The organism is Nocardia takedensis NBRC 100417 (assembly GCF_000308695.1).
Taxonomy (GTDB): domain Bacteria; phylum Actinomycetota; class Actinomycetes; order Mycobacteriales; family Mycobacteriaceae; genus Nocardia; species Nocardia takedensis.
This window is the reverse complement of sequence record NZ_BAGG01000255.1, coordinates 22,837-40,617: the sequence shown is the minus strand read 5'-3', so window position 1 is coordinate 40,617 and position 17,781 is coordinate 22,837. Positions and strand designations below refer to the sequence as shown.

13 protein-coding genes are annotated in these 17,781 nt (G+C 68.6%); 4 read left to right on the top strand and 9 right to left on the bottom strand.

The window, feature by feature from the left end; translation table 11 throughout:
• Positions 1-80: 80 nt before the first annotated feature.
• The 3 genes from ON30_RS31275 (at position 81) to ON30_RS31265 (ending at position 2,289) form a co-directional block, all read left to right on the top strand.
• On the top strand, positions 81-974 hold the full coding sequence (locus ON30_RS31275) for a helix-turn-helix domain-containing protein (RefSeq protein WP_040713408.1): 894 nt from the start codon (positions 81-83) through the stop codon (positions 972-974).
• A gap of 30 nt (positions 975-1,004) precedes the next feature.
• Positions 1,005-1,829 (top strand): SAM-dependent methyltransferase, encoded by an 825-nt coding sequence (locus ON30_RS31270; RefSeq protein ID WP_040713406.1) that lies wholly within the window; start codon positions 1,005-1,007, stop codon positions 1,827-1,829.
• A gap of 64 nt (positions 1,830-1,893) precedes the next feature.
• On the top strand, positions 1,894-2,289 hold the full coding sequence (locus tag ON30_RS31265) for a hypothetical protein (protein WP_157183982.1): 396 nt from the start codon (positions 1,894-1,896) through the stop codon (positions 2,287-2,289).
• A gap of 455 nt (positions 2,290-2,744) precedes the next feature.
• On the opposite strand, the gene ON30_RS31260 is transcribed toward ON30_RS31265, so the two are convergent.
• The gene (locus tag ON30_RS31260; RefSeq protein ID WP_157183981.1) at positions 2,745-3,575 is read right to left on the bottom strand and encodes a hypothetical protein; all 831 of its coding nucleotides are present in this window, start codon (positions 3,573-3,575) and stop codon (positions 2,745-2,747) included.
• Positions 3,576-3,839: 264 nt separating this feature from the next.
• Positions 3,840-4,889, bottom strand: a complete 1,050-nt coding sequence (locus ON30_RS31255; RefSeq protein WP_040713400.1) for a hypothetical protein — start codon at positions 4,887-4,889, stop codon at positions 3,840-3,842.
• Positions 4,890-5,617: 728 nt separating this feature from the next.
• Between ON30_RS31255 and ON30_RS41885 the strand changes: the two genes are divergently transcribed.
• Positions 5,618-5,743: a hypothetical protein gene (locus ON30_RS41885; RefSeq protein ID WP_281004776.1), complete on the top strand. Its 126-nt coding sequence runs from the start codon at positions 5,618-5,620 to the stop codon at positions 5,741-5,743.
• 124 nt (positions 5,744-5,867) lie between these two features.
• Here the strand turns inward: ON30_RS41885 and mobF are convergent, their stop codons facing one another.
• From mobF to ON30_RS31220, 7 genes are all read right to left on the bottom strand, one after another.
• Positions 5,868-11,927 carry a MobF family relaxase gene (gene mobF, locus ON30_RS31250; RefSeq protein ID WP_051030237.1) on the bottom strand — a complete coding sequence of 2,020 codons (6,060 nt, stop codon included), beginning with the start codon at positions 11,925-11,927 and terminating at the stop codon, positions 5,868-5,870.
• A gap of 322 nt (positions 11,928-12,249) precedes the next feature.
• Positions 12,250-12,729: a DUF4326 domain-containing protein gene (locus ON30_RS31245; protein ID WP_218006331.1), complete on the bottom strand. Its 480-nt coding sequence runs from the start codon at positions 12,727-12,729 to the stop codon at positions 12,250-12,252.
• Between the two features lie 228 nt (positions 12,730-12,957).
• Positions 12,958-13,380, bottom strand: coding sequence for a hypothetical protein (locus tag ON30_RS31240; protein ID WP_157183980.1), 423 nt, complete (start codon positions 13,378-13,380; stop codon positions 12,958-12,960).
• Positions 13,381-13,478: 98 nt separating this feature from the next.
• On the bottom strand, positions 13,479-15,110 hold the full coding sequence (locus tag ON30_RS31235) for a hypothetical protein (RefSeq protein ID WP_040713394.1): 1,632 nt from the start codon (positions 15,108-15,110) through the stop codon (positions 13,479-13,481).
• Positions 15,111-15,520: 410 nt separating this feature from the next.
• The gene (locus ON30_RS36680) at positions 15,521-16,003 is read right to left on the bottom strand and encodes a hypothetical protein (RefSeq protein WP_051030235.1); all 483 of its coding nucleotides are present in this window, start codon (positions 16,001-16,003) and stop codon (positions 15,521-15,523) included.
• 262 nt (positions 16,004-16,265) lie between these two features.
• A complete protein-coding gene (locus ON30_RS31225; protein WP_040713393.1) occupies positions 16,266-16,691 on the bottom strand; it encodes a hypothetical protein in 426 nt (141 codons plus the stop codon).
• An 18-nt stretch (positions 16,692-16,709) separates the two neighbouring features.
• Entirely contained in the window at positions 16,710-17,225 is a 516-nt protein-coding gene (locus ON30_RS31220; protein WP_040713392.1) for a hypothetical protein, read from the bottom strand.
• Between the last annotated feature and the right edge of the window lie 556 nt (positions 17,226-17,781).

Genomic DNA, 17,781 nt, shown 5'->3' with positions numbered 1-17,781 from the left:
TTATGCCTGATAATCTAACCTGATAATCGGCATTGAAGGCGGTAACGTCCGATCGGGCACAGACAACCGAATGGGTGGGAATGGCGAGGACCGCACGAAAAGTACTGCTCGGACGCGAAATCGATCACCTGCTCCGACAAGCTCGGGTCACCCAGGCCGAAGCCGGTGCCATGATCGGTGTCGGACAGTCCCGCATCGCCGCCGTCATCGCGGGCACCGGAACCCTCAGCGCTGACGCGCTCGGAAAACTCGTCACCGGCCTGCGCATCGGCGATGACGACTATCTGACGATGCTGCTCGAACTGCGCGAGGACAACCACCGGCGCGGATACTGGACCTCCGGCTACCGACGCGCCTACATCGAGGAACTGCGACTGCTGGTCGACCTCGAAGCAGTGGCCGATCGAGTCCGCGAAACCGCGGCCGAGATCATCCCCGGCCTGCTCCAACATGCCGACTACATCCGAGCTCTGCACCAGCCGTTCCAACCGGACGACCACGACCCCGACGCGATCACCGTCGATGACTACGTCGAAGCCCGCGTGGCACGACAGCAGATCCTCTTCACCGCTGACCCGCCCGAAATGCACGCCATTCTGTCCGAGTCGTGCCTGCGGCGAACCTACGGCGGCGACCAGGTGATGGTCGACCAGATCCGTCACCTCGTCGAGCTGTCCACACGACCGAACATCCAGATCCAGATCATGCCGTTCACCCACCAGGCCCCCGGCGCAGGCATGGAAGACCGCTACGTGCTGCTGCGCGCCCCCTCACCCGGCGCTGCCGGCGATCTGGAAATGGCCGTCGTCGAGGCACAGGGCGAGATCCGCTACATCGACGACAAACCCGCTGTCGCCATCCGCGACAAGATCTTCACCCGGCTGACGATGACAGCGCTCGGCCCCACCGATTCGAGGCAATTCATGCAACACCTACTGCGCGGACTACGCAGCAGACCGACCGTCTCGCGATAGCCGCCACAACAACCGAATAGGAACACCGTGATGTCCAGCCCCGACTTCGAACCGCGCCCGCTCGACACAACCAAACCCAGTTCGGCGCGTATCTACCACCACATGATCACCGGCGAAGTCATCTTCGAAACCGACCTGCCCTACATCCAGCAGCTCTACGACGCGATCCCCTTCTACCCGATCTGGGCCAGACACAACCGCGCCTTCCTCGCCCGGGCGGTACGTCACATGGCCGGCCACGGAATCCGCCAGTTCCTCGACATCGGCTCAGGGCTACCCACAGGCGGCAACACCCACGAAATCGCCCGCGAAATACTCCCCGATCCCCACGTCGTCTACGTCGACAACGACGAAGAAGCCATCAACCGCGCCCGCGACCTACTCGCCGAACAGCGCCTGCTCGACACCACCACGATGGTCGACGCCGACCTGCGGCAACCCGAACGAATACTCGAACACCCCGAGACCCGAAGACTGCTCGACCTCGCCCAACCCGTCGGCCTTCTGCTGATCTCGGTACTTCCCTGGATCAGCGACGCCGACCACCCCCAAGAACTTCTCGACCGCCTCCGCACGGGACTGCCATCCGGCAGCCGGCTCGCGATGACGCACGTCTCCCTCGAAGACGCCGGACCTGAAATAAAAGCACAGGTCGCTGCCGGAGCGTCGGTGTTCGCCGCGGCAAGCACCCCCGTCACACTGCGAACCCGGCAACAGTTCCACAGCTTCTTCAACGGGTGGGTACTGACCGAACCCGGCATCAGCTACGCCACCGACTGGCATGCCGACCACCCCACCGACACCGACGACAACTCCCGACCCTGCAACTTCGCCGCTATCGGAACCCTGCCGTAACGTGAAACGGTGCGCGCCCGGCCTGCCCCAGCCGGGCCCCGCACAGCTCGAAAGGAGTCACCCTATGCTGCCGACACCGACCGTGAGTCACTTCCGGAAGGCAGCCGCCAGCTCTCCCCAGCAGGCATGCGTCATGATCTATCGCGACGCCGAACACACCATGATCTGGGACGACAAACTCGCCGGCCCCGGCGACCACGAAGTACCACGCGACGAGTGCCTGGCATTCGACCACCACCAGTTCGACGCGATCCAACACGCCATTCGCGAAGGAAGAACCTTACCTGATTGGCTGGTGATCGACACACGTGCCGACGGGTTCTACGAATTCCGCGCCACCTCCGAGTACATGAACACCGTCGGCAGTGCGCGCCTGTACTTCGACCGCACCGAGTACGACACATTCACCAAGGCAGTCCACAAGCAAGAATTTGAGCGGTCGGCGTTCGGGAGTGATTGAGTGCGGGGGTTCAGAGCTCGTGGCGGAATCTCAGATTGTCTGGCGGTGGCCTGGCGGATCCGGTAACAATCTGAGATTGCTTGCCTACCGATCGGTGGCGTTCAGGTCGTGCGGCCACCGCAACAGCCGTCCGGTAGGCTGCGCTGACCCGCGCTCCAGTTTCCCGATATGTGGGCCGCAGCATCATCGTCGACTGCGCCTGAGTAGCCGACATCGCGCGCGGTTCAGAACAGCCCTTCGAACCACGGGGTCGGCCGACGCCGCTCTCCCCGTTCAGCTGTCCCCCACGTAGCCCAGCCAGCGAGCGCGGTGACCGGCACCATCCCACCGTAGCCGACTGTGAGTCTTCGTCCATTGCCGCATCTCTGCCGCTTACTAGGGGGCTGGCCAGGGCGCTCGCCGACCTCTAGAGACGACGGAAGAGGTGTCGATCGTCGCAGGGCGGTACCAATCGGTCAGTCGTCGCGTTCCATAGCCCGGTCGAGATGGGCGTCTACCGCCATCTGCTCGGCAACCAAGGCGGTGCGCTCGTACGAGCACACCCAGCAGTGCCCGACACCGATGGTCGCGGTCATGCCGTCGAGGCTGCGTGCCACGAACGCGGTCTGCCCGCATACAGGGCAAACCTCCACAGCCACTGGTTCATCGGGACGCTCGAACGCCTCTACCTCGTAATCCAGGGCAGTCCGCCGCTCGAATTCCGCCGAGTCATTGTGCGCTTCGAGGTAGCGACGCGCACGGTCTAATTCCATGTCGTCGTCGGTGCGGTTGCTCTCCCAGTCCCTATCGATCTGCACCCAGGTGATCCCACCCAGTTTCGGATGACGGTCCAGCGCGGCGAGCGCGGCCAGATGCTCAACGGTCAGCGCGGTGTCGGTGTCGGAACCGGTCTCACGTGCATGACGGATCGCCTGCGTCGCGACGACTGCGGCCTTCAACAACGCGACGTCGACCTCAGTGAACGGCAGCACCACAAGCGGGTCGTGTGTGTCGGGGAGGTCGGTGACCGGGTTGCCCGTGTCGTGCGGGACACGGCCGGTGCCGCCGGTCTTTTTCTTGATTACCTCTAGTAGCTCGCTCGCCGACTTGATCATCGCCATCCCGCGCACGGACTTCTTTTCCTCGCCCGGCCACGTATGCGCGACCAGGACGGTGAGCCCGTTGGTCAATGCCTGATCGAATACGGCCTCGCGACCGTCGAGATTGGGCTGGTGGGTCAACGTGTATGTGCACTTTGCATACTCGTGCGCCCGCCGGTCGGCGTCCATTTCATCGCTCCAGTTCATAGTCGGCCAGCAGCGGGTGCCGCCCCGGATCCTGTTCGCCCTTGCGCATTTGGCGCGTGAAAGCCTCTTTCCCAGGACCCTCCGCCACCAGGTTTCCGCCCTACCCCGCCGACCCCTTGGCGCGCCGCGCCGTACCCACGAAGTCCTCGAACCGAAAGCGTCTGCGCCAGATCGAATGTGAGACCAGCCTAGGGGGAGATCGCTGGGTCCACTGTCTGAGGCCGAATGTCACGATTACGTATTCCCGCAGGGACCGTCCCCCTACTATCGTGTTGCATGCGGATTCGCCCAGTGGGAGCGCTCATCCAATGCACGCATCAGGCTGGTCGCGACCATCACGGCCAAGACCGCGTTCTCCGGGGTGAAGTGATCTGGATGCGCCTGGTGCACGGTGACGTGGCGCGAGTACTCCGCTGGCCGCGGAAGCTGGCGGGGATCTTCGGGGCTCCAATCGGTCAGAGCGCGAACCACCGGCGCGACAGCCAGAACGTAGCGCAGCCGGTCCTTGGCTCCCGCGGAAGCCAAGTTCTGTACGCGACAGCGGGATCGCGCCTTGTTGTGCTTGCCGAAAGCCCCGCCAAGGAGGGTGTCGAAAACACATGTGGCGAGCGCCATCGCCGCGCTGTGGTGGCCCTCCCGCATCGTGGCGATGGACTCAAGCAGTAGAGGCGCGACCGCAGAAACGGCCGGAGCCAACTCCCAATCGAGGGCGTCGAAACAGTCGTCAAGGATGGCGTCGGTCCGGTTCACCAGAATCGCCGCACGCTCATGCCGGTTAGCGGCCTCCAACAGCTCGGCGACGATCGCGGCCCGGGGGACATAGACAATCGGGATGCCTTCGTCCTCCGCGATCTCGCGCGCCCGCTCCAAAGGGAGGGCCATCGCTTCGCTGTCCGGCCAATTGTCGGGGATCCGGCGGGACAGGGCCCGCAGGATGAGTTCGTCGAAATCTGGCGGCAACAGGTTGGGCGGCAGCGGGACGCCAATACCCCCCAGGGTTAGAGGTTCTTCCAATACTGGCAGGATCGACGTTATCGCCGACATGTCGATGAACCGAGTTGCATCAAAGGCACGAAACGCCGCCGCAGGATCGACTGCGGGTGTGAGCCATGAGGGTGGGGCGAGGTGAGCGAGCTGCGGTAACCCGTCGACGTACTGGCGGAATGCGGCTGTCGCGGCAAAGCTGTCGGCTGCTGGCAGCGCCCAATCCGGCGGAAGGTACCGCGTGAAGTCGGGGAGCATTCTGATGAATCGCCAGGTCTGGTTGGCCTGCCTCAGTACCTCAAGCCTCTGAGCACGGGTGATGGTAGTCATTGTATGAAGCGTAAGGCCAGGTCAGAACGACTTCGAACGATTTATCCGCGCTGCGAGCGCCCCTGAGAACCGGCGTGCGCCGGAACGACCGAGGTGCGCTGGCCCTGACCGACCTAGAATTCGGCACAGGTTGGGCCCGTGACGCTGTCGCTGGGAAGGTTTGCGGTCAGAACTCGACCTCAGGACCTACCTGTCGCTGGGATGGTTACTAGAGCTGCGGCTAAGTCCGTCGAAAGCTTCGCCATCTCCAGAAACAACCAGGAAACTGGGCCTACTCGAACCCCTCAATCGTGGTCGACCAGAGGTAACCGAACGCAGTACCCAGCGGACCGAAGCGGTTGATCGGCAGGTGTCGGTGAATCGCAGGACCTGTGCTCGGGGCGTCGGTGGGATCTGCGGCTCTCGGGGCGGGGTGTGTGACGATAGGGATGTTGCGCAACAAATGCTCGGAGCTGGCGAGGGCGTAGTCGCGGCCGGACGCCGGTGAGTGTTTCCTCCTCTCAGGATGGCCCAGCCGATGGCGGGTCTGAGCACAACGCGCCGTGACTGTTCGAGGCTCGCGTCAGGCTATGCCGACGCCGGGAATCGGAGCGTGAGGCTTTGCCCACGTGGCCGGTGACAACCAATCCCTATCCCACGAGGCGGCCGGATTTCGGCCGTCCGGGTTGGTGCCCGGCCGCCGCAATCCCTGAAAGGCCATGACGATGGGAAAAGAGTCCGGTACACCGATGGATCGCGAGTCCGCCGACCGCATCGGCGAGGCCGCCGAACGCGACCCCGACAGTCCCACCGCGGTCAGCGGGTTCGCTGACCGCGCGGACGAGGCCGCTAGTCGCAACGAGGCCGAGGACTGATCGAGTCGGATACGACCACCCCGCCGTGAGGAAAACGCTCCCGGCGGGGTGGGCTCTCTCGCAAACAGCGACGGCCTGGGAGTTCGGCTTCGCCGCGGCGCGGGAGCGCTAGTCGATCCCGAAGTCAGAGCTCGACGTCGGGACTGATCGTCGGACTGGGCGCGGCGGGATCGGTTTGGTCTGGGCCGGCGTGGTCCTCGGCTGTCGGGCGGTCGCCGTTGTGGCGAAGCGCGAGTTCGTGGTCCGCCTGGGCCGGAGTGAGGTCGCGTCGTCGTTGTTGTTCGGCGTGGAGTCGTGCGATGTCGCTGCGTGTTTCGGCGGCGAACCGTTCGGCAACGTCGCCGTTGGTGGAGGCGGCGCGGGTGGTGCTGGTGGCGAGGGCGTCGGGAGTGGTGTCGAGGATGTCGTCCCACGCCTCGGGTGTTCCGGCGTGGTTGACGGCGTTGCGGTGGGTGTCGCGGGCCTGGGTGCGGGCGCGGGTGTGTGCGCGTTCGAGGTCGGCTTGCCGGGTGATGAGTTCGTCGATGCGGGTTCGCAGGGCATGGCGGACGTGGCGTTTGTGGGTGGGGGTGGTGTCGAGGTTTCGGCGGTGGGTCGCGAGTTCGGTCCGGGTGGCGTGCAGCGCGCGCGTCGCTTCACCGAGCCGTTGTTGCGCCTCGACCGCCGCGCGGATCGTGGTTTGTGCGTCGCGGTGCCGCTGTCGCAGGTCCTCGATGTCGGTGCTGTCGGGTTGGTCGGTGGGGGCCGGGGCGTAGGCCGCGGCGTAGGTGTCGGTGAGGGCGAGCTGCTGGTGCAGTCCGTCGAGGCGGTCGGCGAGTTCGGTGTCGGTGAGCGCGAACAGCGGATCGGTGAGTGGTGGTTGGTGGTCGGGTTCGTCGGTCGGCACGACCAGTGGGTGGGCGGTGATCCACGCTTCGATCTGGGCACGGAGGTGGAGGTCGGTGACGGCTTTCCAGTCGCGGCGCAGGATGGCATGCACCGCGGGAAGGGGTTTGGTGGCCGCGAGATGGTCGGCGCGCGCGGTCAGGTGCCGGGTCGGGGCGTGGTCGGGGATCCCGGGATCGCCGTTGTCGCGGCACTCGCCGCAGAGCCCGTCATCGGAGTGACGCGGTGGTATCGGTGTCGCGTCGTGGGGGCGGCGTTCGATGCTGCACGCGACGCATTCCAGACCGCGGACGCGGCGGGTGGCGGCTTTGTCGTAGTCGAGCGAGTACGCGGCGGGGGTGGGGTCCGGGGCTTCGTCCCGTCGGTAACTGCGCCCGGCGAGATCCGTCTCGCGAGGCGTCGGTGTCGCACGGCCGGGGTGGGGTGGTAGGTGCGAGTGGGATAGTCGAGGGTCGTCGGTGAGGCCGCGGACCTCGTGCGCGTCGGGACGCGCCCAGGGCTGGTCGTCTGTTCCGGCGCGGGTGTCGTGGTAGTCCTGCTCGTGGCGGCGGGCGCGGACCTGCGGGTCGGGCAGTGGGTCGTGGACGAGGTCACGGTCGACGCGGGCCTCGTGGTCCCGAGGCGTTCGGTGGCGGTGTGTCCGGTCGAACACCGGGGTCGGTGGTGTGCGGTCGGGGCGGTCGTCGTGGACACCGGGATCGGTGGTCGGGGTGCAGGCGTCGATGAGCGCCCGATGTTGGGGAAAACGTTGTCCGGCATCGCGCAGGCGAGCGGTGGCGACGGGGTAGGCGTAGCGGTAGAGCGTCTCGGTGACCGCGCCCAGTACCCACCGTTGTTCGTCGGTGAGCTGGTTCTCGAACTGCCGGAATCGGTGGACCGCCGCCCGGATTCGACCGTCGCGATACAGCTGTGCGATGGCCTCGAGCTGTGGATCGAACCCGGACTCGGAGACGTCCGCGGGGGCGGCCGGGTCCGGGGCGGGTTGTTCATTCCGGTCGTCGGGCGGTTCGAGGTCGGGGGGATGCTCGCGGGAGGTCGACGCGGAGGGTGTCGGGCTGGGTGTGTTGTCGTTCATCGGTGGTCCGTTTTCGTTGGGGTTGGTGGTGGGGGTGTGGTGCAGGAGGGCGTCGATGCGCCACACGAGGGCGGAGGCGATCTGGTCGGGGCGTAGGCCGCTGCCGTCCTCGGGTGTGGCGGCGGTGAGCAGTTCGTAGGCGGTGGTGAGCAGTTCGCGCGGTGTCCAGGTGGTGTGGGTGGCGCGGTCGACCGCGGCGACGACGCGCGGCCAGGCGGGGTCGTCGACGACCCGGGCGGCGGTGTCGGGGCCAAGGATGTCGTGCAGGTCGGTGATCCAGTCCGGGCGCAGGTTGTGGTCGTGGCTGTCGAGGGCGGAGGGGTCGAGTTCCAGGCGGGACCAGAGCGCGGCGGCGGGCATCTCGTCCGGCAGCGGGCGCAGCGCGGCGGCGGCGCGTAGTCGGGTGGTGATGTCGATGCCGGCGCGGGCAGCGAGGTCGATCCGGTCGGCGATCACCGGCCAGTAGGGGTCGTCCACGACGCGGGGCTCGATCCCGGCGACGGTGTCGGCCCACTGGTTGACCGCGCGGGCGGGATCACCGAGCGCGGCTTCGACGCGGGTGTCGAGGTGTTCCTGGTGGGCGCGTTCGCGCACCGGATAGCGGGGTGCTCCGGTGGGGCGCGGGTCGGTGTCGGGAACGTGCAGACTCGCCCGCCACACCGCCAGATCGGCCAGCAGGTCGGGGGCGGCGGCGAGGAGCGGGCGCGCCCAGACCGGCGCGGTCTGCGGCGTCCATCTGGTGGTGTCTTCGCGGATCTGGGTGGCGAGGTCGGTGAGGATGCGGGCGCGCGCGTCGGCTTGGGTGCTGGTGGTGTCGAGTCCGGTGGGGATGGTGGGGGTCCAGGGCAGCGGCCCGGTCCCGGTCGAGTGTTCGCCGCTGGGGTCGAGGCGCCAGTCCAGCACGGCCGCGGGATCGGCGGCGGTGGAGAGTTCGCGTTCGTTGATCGCGTCGCGCAGGGCGGTGACGGGGTCGATGCCGGTGGCGGCGAGGGTGGCCAGGTGTAGGCGCAGGGTGGGGTAGGCGGGGCTGTCGGTGAGTCCGGGATGCAGTTCTTCGGCGGCGGCGTCGAGGTCGGCCAGCGCGGTGTCGCCGAGGGCGTGTTCGGCGGCCAGACCTACGGTGTCGAGGTAGATGTCGAGGGCGCGGCCGATGCGTCGGTGGGGGTCGAGGGCGTCGCGGAGTTGGGTGTGCGCGGATTTTTGGGTGCCGTCACGGCCCAGGATCGCCACCATGTTTTCCACGGCGGTGTGCGGGTTAAGGGCTTGTTCGGTGTAGAAGGAGCCTTCGTCTCCGCTCAATGCGGAGGGGATGTAGGCGTGGTTGGAGTGGATGCCGCGGGTCATCGCGACGTAGAGCTGTTCGCGGGATTCGCCGCCGGTGAGCGCGACATGACACGTGTCGGCGGTGATTCCCTGCGCGGAATCGATCGTCGCCGCGTACCCGAGACGCACATTCCGCGCGACGTAGTCGCCCGGCAACCGCACACTCGCACCGGTTCTACTGTGGTGTCGGGCGGTGATACTGCCGTCGGAATGGACAGCGGTGACGGTCCAGACGTAGCCGTTGCGCACCCAATCGTGGGCACCTGAACGCAGTTTCTTCGCGTTCTGTCGGGTGCGGATCGTGTCACCGACCGAGGCTGCGGTGCCGTCGTCGAGCACCACTTCCGGGCCGTCGAAGCCACCCTCGCGTAGCAGTCGGTCGGCGCGGGCGCGTTCGTTGAGCGCGGTGACGGTGTCGTGGGAGGCGGCCAACATGATCGCGTCGCGTCCGGCTGCGTGGTCGTGGGCCCAGGCGGTGTAGGCGTCGTCGTGGGTCGCGCCGGTGTGTCCGCCGTGGATGCGGTCGTTGTCCAGGTACCAGCCGAGCGCGGCCGGGTCGCCCTCGCGCAGCATCAGACTCGCCGACGCCTCCGAGGTGGAGGCGAAGCGTACGACGTGGGTCAGGGTGAGAGTCTGCTCGGGGGCCGCGGCGGCCATGTCGGCGTCGACGCCACCGGCCTCGATCGCGGGAAGCTGGCGGTCGTCGCCGAGGCAGCGGATCGTGGCGCCGCGATCAGCGAGGAAGCGCAGCAGTTTCAGGCGTTTGAGGGTGCCGATCTTGACGTGTTCGTCGACGATCACGAGCGTGTCGGCGTCGATATCGAGGACCCATTGCGGCAACGGCGGGGGATGCTCGCCTTCGCGAACCTCGGCTCGGCCGGGTGTGTGCAGGTCGATGACCGTGAGAAGCTGGTCGACGGTTTCGCAGCGCGCACCGATCGATTCGCCCAGCACGGCGGCGGCCTTGGCGGTGGGCGCGAGCCCGAGCACCGTCCCTCCGCTGGTGTGCCAGGCGGCCGTGAGCACCGCCATGGCGGTGGTCTTGCCCGTGCCGGCCGGGGCGTTGGCGGTGTGCACCCGCAGCCCCGAAGTCGCGAACGTTTCGACCAGGGTGCGCTGCCCGGCGTTCAACGGTCGGTCCGGGTGGGTGGTGTCGTTCTCGCGGATCGCCGCGCCCACCACCTCGGGTTGTAATCGGTGGGCCCCGGGCTGGACCGACAGCTCGATCAACGCTTCCTCCGCGGCGAGAACGCGAGTGCAGGTGTAGATCCGCGACCCGGCCGGGGTGTAGATGCTGGAGCGATCACGGCGCGCCAACGCCTCGGGAACGGTGGCGAGTTCGGGTTCGGCGGTCATGTCGGGGTCGCCCATCGCGATCGACCGCGACGGATCCAACGCCGCCCCCAGTACGGCCTCGGTGGCGGTGTCCCAGTCCCGGGCGTGGATTTGGCCGCGGATCTGGCGTTCGACTTCGGCGCGGATGTTGGCCGCCCGCCAGGTGGAGCGGTGCTCGGCGACCACCTCGAGCACCCGGTCCGCGGTCTCGGCGACCCATTCCGGGGTTACTCGAACCCGTCGTGCGCGTATCGGATTCAACGCCGCCGACACCATCGCAGCGACGGCGTCACGGCCTCCGAGCAGCGCGATGGCCTGCTCGCGCCAGCTGCGACGTTGCTCGGCGAACGAGCGTAGGTCGTGTTTGGCGGGCCGGGTTTGCAGGGTGGCTTGCTGGGCCAGGTGGCGCAGTTCGATCGCGGTCGGTTCGCGACCGTGCGTGTTCTGGAAGTCCGCGGCGAGTTCACCGACGCGGGAGCGGATCTCGGTTTCGCGCCGCGACCACGCCTCGATCAACCGCACCGGAACACCCAGGATCTCCCGGATGGGCCGCTTGGACGGGTCGGTGCCGGGGCGCTGCCCGAACTCCACACCCACCGTTTCCTCGAGATGGTGTTCCAGTCGGGTGTTGTATATCTCGGAAACTGTGACCACGACCCGATACAGCGCCGCCCCGTCGAGAGTGCGCCACCGCCCGTCCGCGGTGCGGACCCTGTTCGCGATCAGCACGTGCGTGTGCGGGTCGGGGTCTCCCGCACGCGAATCCCTGTGAAAAAAGCAGGCCGCCACGATGCCCTCGACGTCGACCTGCCGGATCCCGTTGCGCCCCAACCGGGTGTAGATCCCGTGGCCCTCCAACCACCCCAGAGCATCCGCGGCCGCGGCGCGGTGGGCGGCCTCGATCTTGTGCGCGACCGACAACGGCGCCACCGCCCAGAACGCCGACACCGACTTCACGGGGGAGAAGGTGATGTCGAAACCCGCCACCGCGACCGAGGCCGGGCGCGAGTTCTTCGCGATCCACCCCGACAACTCCCGCTCATTGATCGGTGCACGGCCGTACTCGTCGGTGAACATATCGAACGCGATATGCGTCCGAATCCGCGCACGATCCTCCTCCCCGATAGACGCGTCGGCAGGTAATCTGCGCTCGGTATTGTGGTCGGCGAAGGCGTGCGCGCACCGTTTATAAAATTCGGAGTCGGGGGCGTAGACGCGAAAAGGGCGACCCAGTCGAGACGCTTTTTCGGCCGCGTCGACGGCCTGTCTCGGTGTCTTCCCGGCCGCGATCGCGGCGTCGTAGGCGGCGTCCTCGAGCAGTTCGGCGTCCGGGTGTCGACCCATCCCGAACAGGGATTGCATCTGCGACTCGGTCACTTCAGTGCCGGTTTCCAGGCCGAGACCGGCCAGGCCGGCGCCGTGCCAGACCCCGGGAGCCTCCCCGTGCGCGGAGTAATAGTCCGACAACGACGAACGGCCGCGCGAGTCGGCGTCGTTCGCGGCGATGTTTCGCAGGTAGTACTGATATCCGGTACCGGCGGCGACTTTATGAATAGTCGCGGTCATAACTCCATCGAGCACTCGGAAACAGGAAAAGTCGAGGGGGTGGATTGCCTTCTTTTTCGTCACCTCTCGCGTTTTCCCTGGTCGTTACCCGACCGGAATGTGAAACTATCTGGGCTCAGATTCCTGAATGCAAGAGGTGTGCTGTAGAGAAGGAGGAGGAATGAGGGGGAGGAAGGGGGTGTGGGAGGGGGAGAAGGTGAGAAGGGGGTGGGAAGTGGAACAGGTGCGGTGGCAGAACTGGTGAGGGTGGAGAGAAGGTGCGGGTGGAGAACGGGTGGGACACCGTGTGGTGTCCCACCGTTCGGTGATGTCCGAGGGACGGTCAGGTGCTTCCCGGCTCGGGTCGGGTCGCGAGTGCGTCGAGCGGGGTGAGTCCCGGGTCACGAGTGAGCGCCGCGAGGGTGTGACCGTGGCAGCGCTGGGGTGCGCACCAGCAGCCCAGGACCCGGCCGGCGAGTTCGCCGCGACGCAGGCGGGCGAGCAGCTTTGGCCGGCGGGGCAGGTGTTCGGCGTGTAGGCGGATGACTTGTTCGCGGTTGCCGTGGCGGCCGAGGATGTAAGGGTTGCCCCACGCTGTGGTCCGGTCGATCGGGACGAACAGATCGTGGCGGCGCGCCCAGTCGATGAGTTGGGCGTGTCCGGCGGCGGCGCGCATGGACACCACGAGCGCGCGTCCTTCGGCGAGCAGGTGATGCGCGTCGGTGATGTTCAGGTGCGCGGGGTCGGTGTGCGGGTGGTGAGTCATGTTGACGGGTGGCCCCTTTCCGGTTCGGGTGGTGCGGATCGGGGGTGTCGTCGTCACGGGCGCGGTGTGGAGGTCGAGGGTGGGCGTCAGCCCATCACGTAGTGACGCCGCAGGCGCTCTCGACCTCCGCGCGGTGACCGTGCTACCCCTCGGGTCGGTTCGCGCCGGGCGAACCGGGGCGTGACTGTCGCGGCGGGGTTGGGGATAAGGCTGTGGATGGCCCGGCGGTTCTTGGGGATAACGTCGGCGCGGCGGGACAGAGGTTGTGGGGTGGGCGGGTTCGGATCAGAGGCTGGAGCTGGTCGGCGGTCGGCGGGGCGCGGAGCTCGGGGGAAGGGACAGCCAGCCGAAGGTGGAGCGGGCGTAGACGAGGTCGTCGTCGAGGACGATGACGTCGCCGACCGAGAGCGAGCGGTGGCCCTGGGAGTACCAGGCGCGGGTGTGGGCGTTGTCGAGGTCGGTGTCGGGGTGACCGTTGAAGGCGGCGTAGACCCGGTCGAGGAGTTCGATGGCGTCCGCGCCGTCGTCGGGGTCGATCAGCAGGCGGCAGTGGTAGGCCAGTGTCAGCGGTGCACCGGTGCGGTACCCGCGCAGCATGGCTCCGGGGTCGGCGTTGAGGTACACCCGGACATCGACATACGGAGGAAAGCGGCGGAGCAGGATCCGCCGCAGTGCCAGGGCGAGAGGGCGGATGATTCGGTGTCGCACGTTCGCGCTCCTGAGGGTCGGTGGGCGTTGGGGTCCGGTCCGCCGCGGGAGCGACACCGCGGCGGACCGGCGAACAGGGGTGGAGCGGGGCGAGAGGGTCAGGCCACCGCGGCGCTGCCGGTGCGGCGGGCGGGGACGAGTCCGAGTGCGAGACGGCAGTCGGTGCAGTAGTTGTCGGCGTGGACTACCCCGTTTCGGGCGCAGGCGTCGCAGCGCCCGATGCGCTGGCCGGCGCCGAGGGCGGACCCGCCCCGGCGCGGCCGTCGCGCGGTCGCGGGTCGGGGTGTGCGTTCGGGCTGGCCGAGGTTCATGGCCATCCAGCGGGTGATCAGCCGCCAGGTCGGTCCGGTGCACGCCGCGGCGGTGCGGACGCGGTCCAGCAACGCCCGCGCCTGGTCGGGATGGGTCGCGGCGATGTGCGCGCAGCGCGACTCGACGTAGGCGTAAGTGCGGTAGGCGTTGGTCACCACGACGGCGGGAATGGCGGGGACGGGAGGGATGCCGGGGTGGCCGTCGGCGCGGCAGACGTCGCAGAGCCCGTCGTCGCTGACGGTGTGTCCGTCGCGGGTGTGGCGGGGGCGGCGGTCGGTGGCGGGTCGGTCGATCCAGCAGCCCACGCACGGCCAGCCGAGGTAGGGAACCATCGCGGCGAGGTCGTAGTCCAATCCCGAGCCCTGCCAGGTCGGCTCGGGGACGTCGAGTTCGCTGTAGGGCAGGTAGATGTCGCGGTCGCTGGGGATCGGGATGCCGGTGCGTCGCGCGGCGAACCGCATCTGGTCGGCGGTGGTGAGTCGGCGCGGGAAGCGGCGGGGTGTGCGTGGCGCGCGCCGCTCGCGCTGCGGGCGGGTGTCGGTGTCGCGTTCGCGCAGGAACTCGGTCGCGGCGTCGTCGAGTCCGTCGTGGCGGGCGCTGGTGCTGATCCGGCGTTCGGGGGTCTCGGGTGCGAGCAGGTAGCGGTCGGCCTCGGTGTAGCAGCCGGCGACGTGCAGGAAGTAGGAGCGGTCCCACAACTCGGCCTGCACGTGCGCCCAGATCAGGTGCGCGGGCTTGCTCGGGTCGGGCACCGGCGGGGTGCGGTCGTCATCGTCGTCGACTGCGGTGTCGATGCCGTAGAGGCGGGTGCGCGCGTATCCGGCCCACAGGTCCTCGCGTCGACGTTGCACCGCGAGGTCGCGGCGACGATGCCGCAGGCTCACCTTCCCGACCTCGGGGGCAGGGATCAGGGTTCGGCGCGCGGCGATCGCCTCGGGGCGCAGGCGCGCGGTGTCGGTGGCGGCGCTGGGGCGGGCGGTGAGCCGGTCGCGGTCGTCGCGACGGTCGCGGATGGAGCGGCGCACCCATTCGGCGGCCTCGATCGAGGTGTCGGGTTCGCGGGGGATCTCGGGGCGGTACAGGCCGGGATCGCCGTCGGCGGTGGCGTCGAGGATCAGCGCGCGCAGTTCGGGGCGGCTCTTGGCCATCCACCCGATCTGGCGGGCGGCGACCTTCCACGGGGAGCGTTCCATCACCGCGGCGACGCGGTCGAGGAATCCGCGCTCGGCCTCGCTGGCCAGGGGCAGGATCGCGGCGAAGCGTTCGCGCGCGGTGTCGGGGTCGGTCGCGAGCAGGTATTCGATCTCGCCGAGCGCGGCGAGGAACGGCGAGTCGCCCGTGGCGGTGGAGTCGGTGTCGAGAACTGCGGCGGGAGAGTCGATGTCGGTATCGGTGGGTGCTGTCAACGTAGCGGTCATCGTCGAGTCCTGTTCTGTGTCTGGATACGGCACAGCCCCGTCCGGAACGCGCGCACGATGCACGCAACCCGATACGGGGCTGGGCGGCTGGTCGTCTGACCCGCCTGAGTGCGACCGACCAGGGTGGGCGCCCGACGCGGCGGGAGGGAACGCGCCGAAACGGCCGGCGCCGAATTCGCGGGCGCTGAGCACCTACCTGCCGCGTCTGAACGTGGCGGGGCGCGGGCGAATTCGGTGACGGACGGGCGCGGGCCCGGAGCCGTGGCGGGCGCCCACCCTGGTAGCACTCGGGAAGGCGGGGCAGATGACCGGACGCTCAGCCCTCACCCACCGCCACCCTTCCCACCTCGAGCGCCCCCGCCCACAACGAAAACCACGCGAGCCCGCGAAGGCTCGGTGGGCGGCAGTACTCAGTAGCCGGTCGCGGCGCGCAACGCGAGCATCAACTCCAGCGGGTCCGGGCGTCCGGAGTCGGTCCCGGCGCCGTCGCGGACCTTGCGCAGCTTCAGGTAGGGAACTCCGCGTATCAGGACTCGCGGTTCGGGTGGCTGGTCGAGGTCGGGGTCGGGGTGCGGGTCGGCGACGACGCGGTAGGCGGTGCGGCGCAGCCACATCTGGTACCAGGCGTCGGCGGGACGGCCCTGGCGGGCGGAGTCGGTCTGGGGGATCCAGAACCGGCACGCGCAGTCGGGATCCGCGCAACGGGTGTAGCGGGCGGCGGTGTTGGCGGCGTGGTGGTGTTGGGTGCCGTTGAGCATCGGGCACCCCCGCGTGCTGTAGTGGGCGCATTCGGGGTGGCACCCGGGTTCGGCGGCGTAGCCGTGCAGGTAGTCCAGGGGACGCACGAACACCACGACCGGGTCGGTCAGCGGGTCAGCGCAGATCTGACACAACTGTTCACGCCAGATCGCTTCCGCCCGCCGCGCGTCGTGCGCGCCCCAGATCGGACGCGACCGATCGCGGTGGGTCAGGGTGATCTCGGGTATGACCAGCCCCGCCGCGCGCGGAGGTCGGTCAACCGGGTGGGGACGGGGACACGGTCGGGCCTGTCGTTGATCAGGATCACCTCGCGGAAACTCGGGCCGCCCACGTGAGAGGGGCGGCGAGGACGGTGAGCACGAACCGGGCGCTCGCGGCGCTGCCGCGGTGGTGGTGTCACCGGTGGGCGGTGGCCGGTTCGTGCGGGTGAACGGATGCGATGAACCGCAGCGGCACCAGCACCGGCCGGTCGGCGGCGGTGCGCACGACGGTGTGACAGCGCCCGACAGCGCCGATGTGCACCGGTTCGTGGCGGTGTCCTCCGTGCAGGGTGAGGGTGGCCGCGGTCGCGACTCGTCGCAGCCGATGCAGCTCGACGGCGAGTAGACCGACCGTGCCCGTGTCGGGGTCGATCTGCTGGTCGGCTTCGGCGGTGGTGTCGTGCTCGGTCAGGACCGACAGGCGTGCGGCGATCACCGCGCGCAGCCGCCGTAGCCCGTCCCAGGGGGCGGACTGCTCGGCCAGGACGTCGAGGCGGGCGATCAGGTGGCCCAGGAACCGGGCTTGGAGCGTGTTCGCCTCCCGCGCTTCGGGTCCGCTCATCGCGACCCCCTTTCTCGGTCAGGCCGCGGCTTGACCGCGTTCGAGCGGGGACGCGACCGGGGCGCGGTGGGCCTGGATGGTGCGACGGTGGCGGGCGCGCCGGGCCAGGGCATCCGGGCTGGTGCGCCTGGCCTCGGTCTCCGCGCTCGGCTCGGCTTCCAGACGCAGGTCGTAGCCGGGCTCGCGCAGCGGCCGACGCGCCCACGCTTCGATCTCGACGCCGGCCTCGACGATGTCTTGGCCCGGCACCGGCTCTTCGGATGGGTGATGGAGTTCGGCGCGCGGGCAGGCGTCGCCGAGGGCCAACACCCGCGCCAGGGCGGCGACCGGGGAATGCGCGTGAGCGCGATACACCAATCCCAGATAGGCCCACTGCGCCGAGGACAGCCCGGACAGTCGCGCGGCCAGCTCGGCGCTCGCGCGACGCGGCTCGACCGCACCGAACGCCGACAACCCGATCGCCGCGACCGCGGACGGCAGGAGCTCGGACAGAGGGACCGGCGCGGGGCCGAAGGCGACTGGGGCAATGGTCATGTCGATCTCCAGGAGGGGTGAGGGCGGACAATGGGCGGCTTACGGGGAACGCGGCGGCGGAACTCGGTGCACGGCCGCGTGTTCGGCGCGGGGAGACGGGGCGCGGCGGTGGCGGTCGCCGGATCTACGGGGCCGGTGCTGCCGGGGCGGGGTTCACGCCGTTCGATTCAGGGAGTTTCTTCACTCATCACCGACACGTAGTGGATCCGCTGCCAGGTACGCGCGAGTCGATCTCCGGGTGCATCGCCTCTACGGCCTCCGCGGTCGCCGTCCTCGCGCCACAGCCGCCCGTCCGGACCGAGCACGGTGTACCAGCGGATCGGCTCCCAGTCGCCCTGCTCGAGGACATAGGTTAGGTCTCGGAATCGTCGACTCGACGGTCGACGTTTCGGGCATCGCGGGACCGCTGCCGGAGTCGGCATACCGGACCGGCGAAGGCCCGACGGTCGTGTCGGTGGACCTCGCCGAGGGAGCGACGCACGGACCGGGGTGTGACCGTGGGGACGCCCTCACCCGAGGGCTCTGTCCGCGAGGTGAGGTCATCGCCGGGGGCGGC